Here is a 14,480-nt window from a genome sequence, read left to right as displayed (position 1 = left end):
GTGTAGATTATCTTTATTAGTATACAAGAGGTGGTTAAATTGTGCTTTTTGCTTTTTGCTTTTTGATATTTTCGTTTTCAACTTCTTCTATTCTTGATACTATACATATAAAGGAAATAACATATTGCGAAAGGAGCCTTTATGACGACACATTTATTTCACCAAAAACCCCTTGCTACATGGATGCATGAATATCCTTTATTAACACCTTTAATCAATAAACAGGAAATACTTTGGATAAATCCTTATATAAAACCTGCTCAAGGAGCACTTTCTTCACTTTCTTTACATACCAAAGATATAAAAGATGCAAAAGAACGACTTTCTCGCTTTTCTTCTTTTCTTCAAATAGCTTTTCCGGAGCTGAAAGCATCAAAAGGAATCATTGAATCACCTCTTCAAGAAATTGCATACATGAAAGACTATTTAAATCAACAAATGAATAACATGCTGCAAGGAAAATTACTGATGAAATGCGATCATGATCTTCCCATATCAGGTTCTATTAAAGCAAGAGGCGGCATTTATGAAGTATTAAAATTTGCTGAAAGTCTTGCTATCAAAGAAGGACTGCTTACCGAGGAAGACAGCTACGCTCTTCTAGCTGAAGAACGATGTAAAAAGTTATTTTCTTTTTATTCTATTGCAGTAGGATCTACCGGTAATTTAGGTTTAAGCATTGGTATTATGAGCGCTACTCTCGGCTTTAACGTCACCGTCCATATGTCAGCGGACGCTAAAAAATGGAAAAAAGATCTGCTTCGTTCTAAAGGTGTAAACGTTATTGAATATCAGTCTGACTACGGAAAAGCCGTGGAAGAAGGACGAAAGCAAGCCGAAGCAGACCCCGCCTGTCATTTTATTGACGATGAGCAGTCTAGAGATTTATTTCTTGGTTATTCCGTCGCTGCTTTACGTTTGAAAAAGCAGCTAGCCGAGCTGCGGATTCAAGTAGACGCCGAACACCCTTTATTTGTCTATTTACCTTGCGGAGTAGGCGGAGGTCCTGGCGGTATTACGTTTGGATTAAAAGCAATATACGGTGATCACGTTCACTGCTTTTTTGCTGAACCTACTCACTCTCCTTGCATGCTGCTTGGATTAATGACCGAGCTGCATGATGGCATTTCCGTTACGGATATTGGACTTGATAATGTAACAGCTGCCGATGGACTAGCTGTAGGGAGGCCATCTAGCTTTGTAGGCGAAACGATAAAATCGCTTATTAGCGGAATTTATACCGTAGAAGATGATCAGCTTTTCCGATTTATTTATGAGCTAGCCAATCGTGAAAATATGTATATAGAACCTTCAGCAGCGGCTGGTTTACAAGGGCCTCTCCACCTGATGGAAAGCGGGTCTTCCTATATACAAGCGCAAGAACTAGAAAACGATATGTCAAAAGCTACTCACCTTGTATGGTCAACTGGAGGCAGTATGGTGCCAGTTGAGGTGATGAATAGCTATTACGAGCAAGGGAAAAATTTAATGAATAGATAACGTCAAAAGGCATGTAGAACAATGATGTTCTTCATGCCTTTTTAGACGAAGTAGCTTTCAGAAAGATAGGATGCCAAATCTCAAATGGAAAGTATCCCGACTTATAGCTGCCGCTTGTACCCATAGTTGCAATTTTTATTTTCCTGTATCCTTTTTTCCATAAAAAGGTGCCTGCAAACACTTCAATTTCTTCCACTTTTTTCTTCTAATAATCGTTGTTTTTCGTGTTAAAAACTGCGACCGGATACTGATAAAGACCTCATTCATCATCAAGCCGCCTTGACGATAGCCCAACCAGTGAATAAGTACATATGCAAGGCACAGCACAGCAATAATCCACACAAACATTGATTTCCAAAAGCTGATGCCAATCCCTGCCGCTGCAAATAACAAGAGCGGTACTAGTAATGGGTACCATGCATATTGAATAGCTGTATTTCTTGGACACTTTATATATTCATAGTGCGGCACATATACGTTCATTAATGCTGAAATCTCTTTTTGTTGGATAAACGGGTGCAAATAGACCTTTTCTTTTAAATCAGAGGTTACGACATTTAACGAAACGGAAGACCATCCAAATAAGCGTCGAACCAACCCTTCCTCTATCGTAACAGCCTGTATTTTATGAAAAGGAATCGTAAGGGATTTCTTATTTAACAGTCCATATTTAATATGTAGATAATGATCGTAGCGTTCTACTGTAAAACCGCCAAATCGTATCACATATAAAACGATAGACAGCAAATAAGCAAGCGCCACAATTACAGCCACTAATACAAATAAACCAAGCATTGATTGATGAATTACTTCTTCGTAAGCTGTCTTGACCCAGCGGTTTATATACGTATCAATATACTGATAAAGAAAACCAAGAGCAGCAAAAATATAGCCGAAATTCCCGGAAAACGCAGCAGCCAACGCAAGCTGTTTTACCGACACTTTCATCGCTCGTTCAGGAATTTTTTCTCTTACTTCCGGCTGACTTCCTGACAGCTTTAACGTATCTTTAAGGTAGTGTGCTTCTTTTAGTGAAATGCCGGATAAATCAATTTCAGCATCCGTACCGCTGCTGGCCGTGTCGATACGAAGCCGGGCTAAGCGAAGAATCCTAAAAACAAAAGGCTGATCTAACTGAATCGATTGAATGCGATTTCGTTGAATAAATCGTTTTTCTTTTTTAAAAATCCCTTTGTACAGACGCACTTCCGTTTCCGTTACTTCATAGCGAAATTCTCTCCAAGTAAAAAAAGCAAATAAAGCAACTACGCCTCCCGCTAATAGCGTGGCCCACCAGTATGTAAACAATAAGTGCCGATTGACTATAAATACAAACACAAAAGGTAGAATATTGTTTTTTATATGTTCAATAAATGCAATTGCAATATATAACGGATGCAGCCGCTTACTCATCTTCATCATCTACCTCTGCTAGTCTAGCAATATACTCCCGCAGTGCTTCAGCATCTCTTTGTCCGAGTGCAGGAATTTCAACACTTCCAGCTGCTGTGATGATTTTAACAGATGCCAAGTCAAATTTTCGAAAAATCGGCCCTGTCAACGTTTCAACGTGCTGCACTTTCACAAGCGGAATTTTCGTATGATACCAGATGAAGAGTCCTCTTTGTACATCAATTTGAGTATCTGTTACTTCATACGAATACACATTCATATATACATTCGGAGCTATAATTGTATATATAATAAAGCTAACGACTAATAGTCCAACGGATATCCACCCAATGATTGACCACCAATCAAAAAAATGAACGAGTAGAAAATAACCTGCTGTTGCAAGAAGCCACAGGCTATGCGTAAAAATGGATTGCCAGCGCATTGCTTTTTTAGCCTCGACGGGCAATTTGCCCTTTAAATGTTCGAACTCCATAAAAACTCCTTTCTCTACCTTTTTTACTAGTTCTATTACTATATTACGCTAAAAAAGGAAAAAAGTTTCATAGTTTGCTATTTTCTTAATATTTTTTGATAAAAAACAAGACCGCCTAAACATAGGCAGCCTTGTTTTATCGATAAACGCTGTCTTTCTCTCCGTATACAGCAGCGGCTCTTTCTACTGCTTCAGATACCGCTTCATGTACAGCCAGATTAAGAGGATGAGGAACTAAATCACCTGGACGCGTCGAATTTGCAATAGCTTCAGCTGCAGCAACAAGCATCGTGTGGGTAATATCGCGCACTCCCGCATTTAATACTCCTCTGAAAATACCTGGGAAGCCAAGTACATTATTCACTGATCTTCCGTCAGTGGCGTAAATAGCTCCTGCTTCAAGGGCATCTTCAGGCTCGATTTCTGGCTTTGGATTGGAAAGCGCTAGGATGATTTGCCCTTTTCGGATCCATTCTTTTTTTATTAAGCCAGGTACACCCGTTGTCGCAATGACAATATCACAGCTCTCCATAAGCTCTTCTAACGAATCCGCTACTTTTCCGCCGTAGTTAACTAAGCGCTCATTCGCCTCGGGAGACTTATCAGCTTCTATCACTTGTTCGACACCGTAAGCCATGAACATTCTGCATGTAGCGATACCGGCAGCTCCTAAGCCGATTTGTCCTACTTTAGCTTCTTTTAAATTCACACCCGTGCTGCGGCAAGCTGAGATAGCTGCTGCTAGTGTCACCACCGCTGTTCCGTGCTGATCATCATGCATAACTGGAATATCGAGCTCTTCTTTTAAACGTGCTTCAATTTCAAAGCAGTGAGGTGACCCTATATCTTCTAGTAAAATACCGCCAAATCCCGGTGAAATATTTTTAACCGTTTGAATGATTTCTTCCGGCTCATTTACATTCAACAAAATAGGGATAGCGTTTACATTGGCAAGTTGATCAAATAATGCTGCTTTTCCTTCCATAACGGGCATTCCTGCAACTGGACCAATATTTCCTAATCCTAGTATAGCGGTACCATCTGTTACAATCGCAACCGTGTTTCCAATGCTCGTATAAATCTTCGCTTTGTCGGGCTGCTCTTGAATAGCACGGCAAACGTTTGCTACACCAGGGGTATATACTCTTCTTAAATCAGCAATTGACTCAATTTTCATTTTGCTTTTCATTTGAATTTTGCCGCCTTCATGCGCATGAAGAACTTCATCTGATACTGTATGTAAAGTAATACCTTCTAAACTGCGAACCGCTTCAAGCAATTCTTCAAGCTGATCTTCACTTTCTACTTGAACCGTAATGCTTCTCATCGTGTAGTTATGTCCTACTTTGACAGTTTCAACTTCGCCAATATCTCCTCCAACATTTCCAATGGCTGTTGCTACTCTTCCTAACTTTCCCGGTACAGTCGGTGTTTGTACCATTAACGTGCGTATTAAATTGTTCATCATTTCCCCATATCCCCCTTGTCTTAATCCCGCAAGTACGTATGCTTACTAAATGAAGCGTTTAAAACGGTCAAATTTTCTATAAGTTCATGTTATCTACTTATCTTACAAGTAGATTTATACGTACTGTCTTTTCCATTAAAAGAAAAACAATAGATAACGCTTTCAAACAGACGTTTCGCTTTGATTATAAGCAAAGTTTTTAGAATAATCAAGCAATGACATTGTGAAAATTCATAAATCATTAAGAAGGAATTTGTTCTTCACAAACAGAAAAGACTTATATAGAGAAGAAATAAAGGAGTGAATCAATTGAAATCAATTTGTGTGTTTGCAGGATCAAGCGCTGGAATAAAAATGGAATATAGAGAAGCGGCGGTATCGCTAGGACGTTACATGGCCAAAGAAAACTACCGGCTGATTTACGGAGGCTCACGAATGGGACTAATGGGAGAAGTGGCAAATGAAATGCTTGAACATGGAGGCGAAGTTATCGGCATTATGCCCCGCGGTTTATTTAGCGGTGAAATTGTTCATACCGCGCTAACAGAACTCATCGAAGTAGAGAGCATGCATGAGCGAAAGGCAACTATGCACGAGCTAGCTGATGCTTATATTGCGCTTCCTGGAGGTTTTGGGACATTTGAAGAGTTGTTTGAAGCTCTTTGCTGGGCTCAAATTGGTATACATAAAAAACCAGTGGGGTTATTAAATGTGAACGGCTACTACAACCCGCTTATGCAAATGGTTCAGCATGCCGTAGATGAGGGGTTTTCTACCGATTCTGCTATCCGTCTCATCAACATTTCTGATACTCCTGAACAGCTTATCTCTTCAATGGACACCTACACGTCTCCTTCAGAAGACCAAAAATGGAACACTGAATGCTAAAAAGCGAGCGCATAATTTGCGCTCACTTTTTAAGCTTTATTAAAAGTAATCTCATATTTTTTTACGCCAAAAACAAAAGGGCTGCCTATTGGCTTTAAAGACTGATTTTGAACTTTCGAAAATTCTCCTTTTTCTAGTAACTTAGTAAAAGCAATTTTCCCTTCCATTCTTGCAAGCGGCGCCCCTAAGCAAAAATGGATGCCAAACCCAAAGCTCACGTGAGGATTTGTTTTACGATGCACGACAAAAGTATTGGGACGTTCAAACTTAGCTGAATCTCTGTTTGCACTTGCTGCCCAGCTAATTACCTGCTCTCCTTTTTTAATCTTACACTCTCCCAGTTCTATATCTTGAGCAGCTATGCGTCCAATCGCTTGAATAGGAGGATAATAGCGAAGAGTTTCTTCCACCAGGTTCGGAACTAGCGATATGTCTTGACGAACTTCATTCTGCACGTCTACGTCTTCTGTCATATACCGAACTCCGTTCGTAATTAAGTTTGTTGTGGTCTCATTACCTGCTACTAGCAATAAAATACAAAACCCCAGTACTTCCTCTTCTGTTAAATGCTCGCCGTCAATTTCTGCTTCTAAAAGAAGCGAAATGAGATCTTCTTGTTTATTTTGCTGACGCTCAGCGATAATTTCTTTAAAATACCCTTGTAAAAAAATCACGCCTTCATTACGCTTTTGCATCATTTTCGCAAAAGCTTCGTCTGAATTATTTTCAGCACCGCTCACTAAATCATCAGAGTACTTTTTAAACAGCGCTCGGTCTTGTATAGGTACTCCTAGCAGCTCTGCTATTACAATAATCGGGAGTGGTCCAGCAAAGTCTTCTACTATATCAAACTGTTTTTTACTGCTCACTTCATTTAATAAATAATCTGCAATCTCTTCAATATGACCCTCCAAGTGCTGAATAGCTCTTGGCGTAAACGCTTTGTTTACTAAGTTTCGTAACTTTGTATGTTTTGGAGGGTCCATCATTAAAATACTTTCTTGGCGCTCTTCCATTGCTCGTTTGGACGAAAAAAGCGATGGGTTTTTTAAAATATACTTTACTGTTTCATAATCAAATACATCCCAGCAGTTTCGGCTTTCATCGTAACGAATAGGTGCCTCTTGACGCAGACTGTTATAAATATCAAATGGATAAAGCTGCTGTTCAACTGATTTAATTTCTTGCATAGGAATCAAGTTAGCATAGCGATTTTCTCTTTTTACTGCTTTTGAATTCATCTCGTATTCCTTCTTTCGTTTAAAAGTGACCTCGTTAAGTTTTTTAATCTTCTACAGGTGAAAAGAATTTTTTTCATCTTTATATCTTTTGATCAGACTATCACAAGGTTTTTTCACTTTCAACGGACATAATCAGAAAATTTTGTCAATTATACAGAAGACTTATTTTATTTAAGGTCTAAATCAATGATTATTTTCCATTTTTTTAGTTCATTTATCTTATTTCATAATAATTACATAGATGGTTACACTACAAATAAGTACGCAAGAAAGTAGGGATCTCATGTGATAGATGCCCTTATGTGGGGTGGTGTCTCAGGCTCGGCTGTATTAATTGGAGCTATTATAGCTATTTTTGTACCTTTAAAAAAACAGTTGACTGCTTATATTATGGCTTTTGGCACGGGCGTTTTGTTAGGAGCTGCTGCTTACGAGCTCATTCAAGATTCGGTAAAAGAAGCAGGAATTATTGCTTCTTCTTTAGGTTTCTTAACAGGCGCAGCACTTTTTACTCTTCTTGACATATCCTTAGCTAAAAAAGGCGCTCACAAAAGAAAACGTTCGGACCACCTTGTCCCCGCTAGCTCGGGACTAGCCATTTTTATTGGTACCATTATGGATGCTATACCTGAGTCACTGATGATTGGCGCAAGTTTGATTGAACAGCACCACGTTAGCTGGCTGCTTGTTGTCTCTATTTTTATCAGCAATATACCCGAAGGAATCTCCGGGACAAGCGGACTACTAAAAAGCCAATATAAGCAAACGAAAATTTTTTCATTATGGCTTTCGGTCTTCTTTATATCAGCTCTTTGTTCTTGGATTGGATATCTATTTCTTCAAAATGCTACCCCAAACATGATGGGCTTTATTGCCTCATTCGCCGGTGGTGGAATTGTAGCCATGGTTGCTTCTACGATGTTGCCAGAAGCTTTTGAAGAAGGTGGTCCTGTTATTGGTTTTATTGCTTCATTAGGGTTATTAACTTCTATTATTTTGGATTATCTGTCTTTTTAATGAATAAACTTATATTTTGTATGAAACAAAATATATAGGTCTTTCGTCTTTACAAGTAGATATAAATAAAAGGAGTTACAATGATGAAAAAAATATATGCTTCTCTTACACTTTGCACAGTGCTCACTTGCCTATCAGGGTGTGCTTATGCACCTCATAATAATCTGTCTGCCGAAAGAGTCTCTGCTTCTTCTATTCAACATACTTCTTCTTCAAAACATGAGGCTTCAGTAGAGGAAATTACAAATAAGCTTCCAGGACACGTTTATTTAAAAGGTATAACCTTTCAAGATACGCAAAAACCTTATTACTTAGCAATTAATTACGCTGCAATAAATAATCAGCATACGTTTGAAAAAAGCTGGACGTCTGTGAAAACTAAACGCATACTTTTACATAACGCAACCATCTTACTTTCTGCCGTACAAAATGCTGACAGCGTTCACTTTACTATTAATACGACTGTTCCTCAGACAATCACCATTACTCGAAAAGAGTTAACAGACTTCTACGGAATAGATCTGGGGAATTATAATGACGTGAAACAAGTATGGAAAGAAAAATTCGAAGGACAGCAAGAAAAAATCGAGGAATTTTATGATGCACATCCAATTACGGAAATGCAGTAAAAGCGGCCCATGGCCGCTTTTTAAAGTTGTTTTTTCATAAACACCTGCTCAAGTTTGATTCCTTCATCTGTATATAAATCTTGAAAACCAAATGATTTTAACATTTTCACGAGTAAGCTATTTCTTTTTTCAGGTACATTATATGTATTGTAAGCAATTGGTCCATACATATTAAAAATGGTTGCTAATAAAAAGCCGAGAACGTCCTCTGAATTTGAGATATTTTCCTTAACGCCTACTTGATAAAAAGTAACGGAATTCACGATGCCTATGGAAGAAAAATTCTTTTGAAATAACAGATAGCCAACTTCTTCGTTTTTTTCATTCAACGCAATAAACGATTCTCCATCATGAATACAGTCAAATTGATTTTTCTACGGAACGTCGTATGTATAAAAAGATAGGTTCGAAATATCTTTTGCAAGCCTTCGCTTTAACGAATACGTAAGCTGATTCTTCTTTTTAAGTAAAGAAGCGTGAAAACTACCTCTATGCTTTAAAAATAAAAGCGTATCTACAATCTCATATCCGTATTTCTGATAAAGGTGAATGGCTTTTTCATTCACTTTAAATGCTTCCAGACTGGCTTCCACTACTCCTTGCTGCTGGTATCTCTCAAGTGTAGCTTTTAGTAAGGCTTCTCCAATTCCCAGTTTCCGGTAAGGTAAGGCTACGCTTGTACCTCCATTCCAAGCATGTTTTTTTCCCTTGACCTTTTTTATTCCATTTAACATAATTCCAGCTGGTGTATTATTATAAAAAGCCATAAAAGAGTAGTCGACAGATAGCTGATCCAAATCAAATCTACAAGTGAATTGATCTAGTGACAGCTCAATCGGAAGATAATAATCTTCAAAACCTTTATTGAATGCTTGTAGTGCATCAGAAAAAGAACACTGGCTTAGAGGCTTAATTATAATCATGGGACATTCCTTCCTTTTTTAAAAAGATAATAAGCTAGAAAATTATTATAAGAAAACATCATTAATAACCTTCTGAATTTTTGTGGCTTTTAAAAGAAAAGAAAGAGACATACCGTTTAAACACCCTGTCTCTTCCTTTCTTTTAACACTCGATTCTATTGTCTTTTAACCTCTACATCCGACGCTTTCACAAACGCATAGCGGTGATTAAAATAAATTTGATAATATTCATCTGTTCCATCAATCATTTTGTGATCGTTTGAATTTGTTGTAAAAGTGGGTGCATAGTAATAGTCACTCCTTACTTTTTCTACCCCCACGTACACCTGCTCTGGAGAGATTGTATACTGAAGTGGAATTATATCTTTAACCGGTATATTAGAAGGATAGGCTGAAGCTTCAGGAAAAGCTCCTCCGTATACTTGAATGCTTTCTTTTCCTGGTTTTGGCGTTAATAATATGCCTGTACCTTTACTTGTATTTTTATTATGCGGATTATAAAACCAGGCTTTTTGTCCTCCGTACCAAATCGCTGTCCATTCTCCTTTTGTCTCAGCTACTGCATACGTTTGGCCAGTTACTGCTTTGCTTCCCCAGTCTAACGTTTGTTTCGTTCCCGGCCCTGAAGCTGCAGGCTCATTCAGTAGCGGTGAATCATTGCTAGGAGCTTGATGCAAATACACAAAGTTGGCCGGCTGCTTTGGTGCATCCGATACCTCTGGCTGATTATTTTGAAAGACTGGATTAATCGTAACGGCTAGTTTGTTTGTGTGCTGGCGCTCAACTGGGCTTCCTACCAAATCCATGTAGTGTCCCCAATCCCAAAACGGCCCGGGATCTGAATGCATACCTGATTGAGCCTTAGAAGACAAGCCTGGCACCTCGTCATGACCAATAATGTGAGCTCGGTCTAATGGAATATTATATTCTTTGGCAAGGTGGCGTACGAGTCTTGCCGAAGAACGGTACATTTCTTCTGTAAACCAAGTAGATCCTTCAAGGGCGAATCCTTCATGTTCAATTCCAATACTGTGCGTATTAAAATACCAGTTTCCTGCATGCCATGCTACGTCTTTGTTATGAATCATCTGTGCGATGTGACCATCACTTGAACGGATTACATAGTTTGCAGCGGCTCTATTAGGGTTAGCAAACAAATCAATCGTTCCATCATAACTTACTTCTGTATCATGAATAACAATATAGCGAACATCTGATTTTGGGCGATTTGCAATATCATAGTTTCCATAATCTGAAGGACTTTCGCTGAATTTCCCGTAAAAAGCAGGGATGTATTCACATTTTAAAGATGCCGGACAATCCGCTTTATTCGTATTGGAATTTTCAGCATGAGGAATCGACATATCTATATTTTGAGGGGAAATTTTAAGATGCTGTCCGTCTGACGTTGTATGCTCTGCTCCTTTTTCCAACGTTTCATATACATCATCGGCAAATACTTGAGCGTTTTCCTTATCCTGAGAAGCACTGTAAGCGGCGACTGCATCGTACCATTTCTGATCAGTGGACGGTATGTTTCCATTTTTGTCTTTTGCGATAAAAGCTAGCACAGCAGCGCCACCGCGAATATTTTGCACAGGATCTTTTTTTAATCTTTCTTTATCTGAGTTAAGCAGCTTAGCAGCTAAGGAGAGCGTTTGCTGTTTGTCATATGCTGGTTTTGAAGGTGCAGCTCCGTTTCCTTTTCCATCTTCTAAAGAAGGGATGTCTGTTAAATGCATAAGACCGTATCCCCCGGCTGCACTAGGTTTTCCATTATGATTTTCCCAGCGCGACTTGTTGTAGGAAATTGCTTTTAAAAGCGAAGCTGGCACACCAAATTCTTTAGATGCTTGTGCAAATGCTAGCTCCAAAGAATTTGTCTGATTCTCTGCAGCCAAAGCGACTACAGGCGCTTGTAGCGTATGAATAGATGTATAAGCTGTACACATAACCCCGGCCGCAAGCATGGCTACCCCTATCTTATTTAGTTTTAATCTTTTTTTTAGTTTCAAACGTATTCCTCCCCCGTAAAGTATGTAAATGAGGTCAATAAAGACATGATATGACTTTACCTCATTCTCAACCATTTCGTCTTCTTTCTTTCTATTCCCTTGAGACAATAGTCTAGAAGATTCGACAGAGTTACTAGGAGGAAAGATGTGGTACGAGGAAAAATCATAAAAATCATCCCTCTTCTTTAAAGCTGCGCTCTCAAAAATGGTTGAGTACAACAGCGGTCCATTCATCCCTTTTGCTGCCTTTTTAATAAAGCAGCAATATTGTAGATAATGACATTCCTTCTATAATTCAACTATTACTAAACCAAATTTCTTAATTTACCAGTTTTTTAACAGACTGTACGTTCGACATTTTAGTAACTTTTCACCATAGTTAACCATGGAAAAGGTTGCTATTATTAAAGACAAGAGAATGTTTACATATGATTGAACGCAGCAAGAACTGCTCTTGAAAGGAGATACCTTATGAGAGGACACAGCATTCCAGCAATTAAGTTGAATGAAGAAGAAAAAGAAAAATTAGAGGAACTTATTGAACACTATAATTTAAAACGAACGTCTCTCATTCGAAAATTTATTATGGATGGAAAAGTTAAGCCTCCTTTAATCGGCAAAGAAGCAGGTGTGGAACTATTGGTTAACCTGCGAAAGATTGAGTCTGAACTAAGCCGGCTAAGCAATAATATGCATCAAATTGCAAAGTACTTACATAAACCAAAAGATAAACAAAACCATTCACAGAATCTTGAAGAAATCCTACTAGAAATGATGAAAAAACAAAAACATGTACAAGAAGATGTAGAGACTATTTCAGAGCAGCTTAGCGATCATTTATACGTTAAATAGAGAAAAACGCTCTTTTCATTTCAGAAAAGAGCGTTTTTTATAAAGAAGTAAGGATTTAAATGCTTTTTTTCATGCCGCACTTTGCGCATGTACGGATAAAAATAAAGTCTTTTACTAAGCTTTTAAATTTCACATGTCCACAGTTATCGCATCTGCCTGCAACTTTATCCGGAAACTCCTCATATACATATACTTTTGTTAAATCAATCGCTTCTTGTTGCTCTTCCATTTCCATCACACCTTTATGCATCTTTACGATTCAGCTCTTTATATTCTATCAAAAATAAGTAAAATTACTAGGGTGAAAGCTTCAAAAAACAAGCAGGTTTTTTCACTATTTTTTTATCCGTTCAGCTTTGTACCACCATTTTTCTCTATCTAAAAATGCTTTTACATTCAGTATTTTTTTATCGCGAAGGGTAATGATGGCTACCGCAGCTCCTTCTTTGGAAAAGGTTACGGCTGTTTCTAATTTCTCTTTTGTCACAAACACTTTTAATGTTTCCATATTCTCTTTTGTTAATTCCGCAGTTGTGATGGTTTCTCCTTCAATGATTGTATCTTTTTTTTCAATAAAATGTTGTCCAGCAATCACCCAGGCTGCACGTGTTTCACCATAAACTTGAAAGAAGGTATTCTTTTTTAAATAACCTGTTCTCTCTGACATATTTGCATCCTTGTACGTCTCCGTATCCTCGGTTGTTTTTATCCATAAAGGTTTATATAAAAAAGTAGGCTTTGGAAAACCTTCCTCGTCAGAATCTCCCACAGGATTTGTAGATTTAGGCTCCAAGTTTAAAAACTGCGCAATCCCTTTTGCATATGCCACCCCCATATCTTTTAGAAATTGAGGATTTTTTAAAAGCTTTGCATCGTGTTCTGTATCAATAAACCCAATTTCAGTTAGTACAGACGGCATATATGAAAGCCTTAACACACTATGATTAGCTAATTTCCTGCCTCGGTTAGAGTGATTGTATTTAGTGAGAACAAATTTCACATGATCGTGAATATCGTTTCGTAACACAATGGTTTGGTTATTTATATTTTTGCTATAAATAAAATCTTCATATCCCGTTTCGCCGCCTGAATTTATATGAATAGATAAGTATACATCAGCACCCCACGCATTGGCTTTGTTGACCCGTTCATTTAATGACAAAAACACATCGGTTGTACGCGTTGTACAAAGAGAAAATCTTTGATAGTGAGTAGAAAGAAAAGAGATGATGTACTGTTGAACAGCTAACACTAAGTCTTTTTCATATAGCCCGCTGGCGACAGCCCCTAGATCTGCCCCTCCGTGACCTGCATCTAAATAAATTTTTTTCATATAACCTGTCTCCTCCTTATCCGTAGCATATGCATGAATAAGCGAAGACGTTTGTTATACAAAACTACTTTTATGTATAAAGCTTTTTGCTATGGCTCATTTAGAAGTCTTTACAACTGATTTACCATAGCTGGTAACATCAAAATATGTATTTGATCCATCGTCTTCATTGATCACAACATCTAAGTCATGAAAATAACGATGAATTTCTTTTAACAGTGCTTTATCTTTCGTCTGCTCTAGCTGTCCAGCGAGCTTTTCCATATGCTTAAAGTCTTTCTTTAAAACAGAATCTTTTACTTCAATCGTGCCAATCGTATTTTTAATGGCTGCTGCTTCTTCTTGTACGGCAGGCCAGTCTGGGTGCTCAATGGCACCCCACCCCGTCAAATCATTTAGTACATCATGATGTTCAGCAATAAAATCTTTTGCCTGCTGATCGCTGCTTTCCAGCTTATCAACTTTTTGTTGATTCACTTTAATGGCACTTGCCTTTATACTTTGCTGTGATAAAAAAGGAATTTTTCCGTTTTGGTACAATATCCATCCTGTCGCTCCTCCCCCGACTAAAAGAACGGATAAAGATATCGAAATGATCATACGCTTTTTCTTACTTTTATGTCTTTTTTCCATTTGACTCCTTTCCGGGTATTCAAAACCCTTTAGGCCTTATGAACTGAAACGAATAACCTACAAAAAGAATTTTACCATATTTTTAATATTAAA

General features: G+C 38.0%; 15 protein-coding genes. 5 read left to right on the top strand and 10 right to left on the bottom strand.

Annotated features, from left to right (window positions below):
• Window positions 1–141: 141 nt before the first annotated feature.
• Window positions 142–1,500 (top strand): D-serine ammonia-lyase, encoded by a 1,359-nt coding sequence (locus Q5794_RS11040; RefSeq protein ID WP_374989093.1) that lies wholly within the window; start codon window positions 142–144, stop codon window positions 1,498–1,500.
• 135 nt (window positions 1,501–1,635) lie between these two features.
• On the opposite strand, the gene Q5794_RS11035 is transcribed toward Q5794_RS11040, so the two are convergent.
• The 3 genes from Q5794_RS11035 to Q5794_RS11025 all read right to left on the bottom strand — a co-directional run bounded on the left by Q5794_RS11035 (window position 1,636) and on the right by Q5794_RS11025 (window position 4,856).
• The gene (locus Q5794_RS11035) at window positions 1,636–2,913 is read right to left on the bottom strand and encodes a PH domain-containing protein (protein ID WP_374989092.1); all 1,278 of its coding nucleotides are present in this window, start codon (window positions 2,911–2,913) and stop codon (window positions 1,636–1,638) included.
• Complete coding sequence (locus Q5794_RS11030) at window positions 2,906–3,388, bottom strand: PH domain-containing protein (protein ID WP_192997270.1); 483 nt, start codon at window positions 3,386–3,388, stop codon at window positions 2,906–2,908. Before Q5794_RS11030 ends, Q5794_RS11035 begins: the two co-directional genes overlap by 8 nt.
• 136 nt (window positions 3,389–3,524) lie before the next feature.
• Window positions 3,525–4,856, bottom strand: coding sequence for an NAD-dependent malic enzyme (locus Q5794_RS11025; RefSeq protein ID WP_374989091.1), 1,332 nt, complete (start codon window positions 4,854–4,856; stop codon window positions 3,525–3,527).
• Window positions 4,857–5,165: 309 nt separating this feature from the next.
• Between Q5794_RS11025 and Q5794_RS11020 the strand changes: the two genes are divergently transcribed.
• Window positions 5,166–5,744, top strand: a complete 579-nt coding sequence (locus Q5794_RS11020; RefSeq protein ID WP_374989090.1) for a TIGR00730 family Rossman fold protein — start codon at window positions 5,166–5,168, stop codon at window positions 5,742–5,744.
• A gap of 29 nt (window positions 5,745–5,773) precedes the next feature.
• On the opposite strand, the gene Q5794_RS11015 is transcribed toward Q5794_RS11020, so the two are convergent.
• Window positions 5,774–6,985 carry a cytochrome P450 gene (locus Q5794_RS11015; RefSeq protein ID WP_374989089.1) on the bottom strand — a complete coding sequence of 404 codons (1,212 nt, stop codon included), beginning with the start codon at window positions 6,983–6,985 and terminating at the stop codon, window positions 5,774–5,776.
• 285 nt (window positions 6,986–7,270) lie between these two features.
• Here Q5794_RS11015 and Q5794_RS11010 point away from each other — a divergent pair, with 285 nt between their 5' ends.
• Both Q5794_RS11010 and Q5794_RS11005 read left to right on the top strand, forming a co-directional pair.
• Complete coding sequence (locus tag Q5794_RS11010; protein ID WP_192997266.1) at window positions 7,271–8,002, top strand: ZIP family metal transporter; 732 nt, start codon at window positions 7,271–7,273, stop codon at window positions 8,000–8,002.
• An 80-nt stretch (window positions 8,003–8,082) separates the two neighbouring features.
• Entirely contained in the window at window positions 8,083–8,631 is a 549-nt protein-coding gene (locus Q5794_RS11005) for a DUF4825 domain-containing protein (protein WP_251034117.1), read from the top strand.
• Window positions 8,632–8,651: 20 nt separating this feature from the next.
• On the opposite strand, the gene Q5794_RS11000 is transcribed toward Q5794_RS11005, so the two are convergent.
• From Q5794_RS11000 to Q5794_RS10990, 3 genes are all read right to left on the bottom strand, one after another.
• Window positions 8,652–8,960 carry a hypothetical protein gene (locus tag Q5794_RS11000; RefSeq protein WP_374989088.1) on the bottom strand — a complete coding sequence of 103 codons (309 nt, stop codon included), beginning with the start codon at window positions 8,958–8,960 and terminating at the stop codon, window positions 8,652–8,654.
• A 45-nt stretch (window positions 8,961–9,005) separates the two neighbouring features.
• Window positions 9,006–9,554, bottom strand: a complete 549-nt coding sequence (locus Q5794_RS10995; protein WP_251034119.1) for a GNAT family N-acetyltransferase — start codon at window positions 9,552–9,554, stop codon at window positions 9,006–9,008.
• Window positions 9,555–9,709: 155 nt separating this feature from the next.
• Complete coding sequence (locus Q5794_RS10990; RefSeq protein WP_214987142.1) at window positions 9,710–11,569, bottom strand: N-acetylmuramoyl-L-alanine amidase; 1,860 nt, start codon at window positions 11,567–11,569, stop codon at window positions 9,710–9,712.
• A gap of 471 nt (window positions 11,570–12,040) precedes the next feature.
• Between Q5794_RS10990 and Q5794_RS10985 the strand changes: the two genes are divergently transcribed.
• A complete protein-coding gene (locus tag Q5794_RS10985) occupies window positions 12,041–12,421 on the top strand; it encodes a hypothetical protein (RefSeq protein ID WP_013056777.1) in 381 nt (126 codons plus the stop codon).
• A gap of 55 nt (window positions 12,422–12,476) precedes the next feature.
• Here Q5794_RS10985 and Q5794_RS10980 read toward each other — a convergent pair whose 3' ends face one another.
• The 3 genes from Q5794_RS10980 to Q5794_RS10970 form a co-directional block, all read right to left on the bottom strand.
• Entirely contained in the window at window positions 12,477–12,656 is a 180-nt protein-coding gene (locus Q5794_RS10980; RefSeq protein WP_025752091.1) for a hypothetical protein, read from the bottom strand.
• Between the two features lie 99 nt (window positions 12,657–12,755).
• Window positions 12,756–13,754, bottom strand: a complete 999-nt coding sequence (locus Q5794_RS10975) for an N-acetylmuramoyl-L-alanine amidase (RefSeq protein ID WP_214987143.1) — start codon at window positions 13,752–13,754, stop codon at window positions 12,756–12,758.
• 96 nt (window positions 13,755–13,850) lie between these two features.
• Window positions 13,851–14,387: a hypothetical protein gene (locus Q5794_RS10970; protein ID WP_214987144.1), complete on the bottom strand. Its 537-nt coding sequence runs from the start codon at window positions 14,385–14,387 to the stop codon at window positions 13,851–13,853.
• Window positions 14,388–14,480: the final 93 nt, after the last annotated feature.

It is taken from the genome of Priestia megaterium, assembly GCF_041941685.1.
In the GTDB taxonomy this organism is placed as follows: Bacteria; Bacillota; Bacilli; order Bacillales; family Bacillaceae_H; genus Priestia; species Priestia megaterium_C.
Note: the sequence above shows the minus strand (reverse complement) of the source record. Positions and strands in the feature narration are given on the sequence as shown.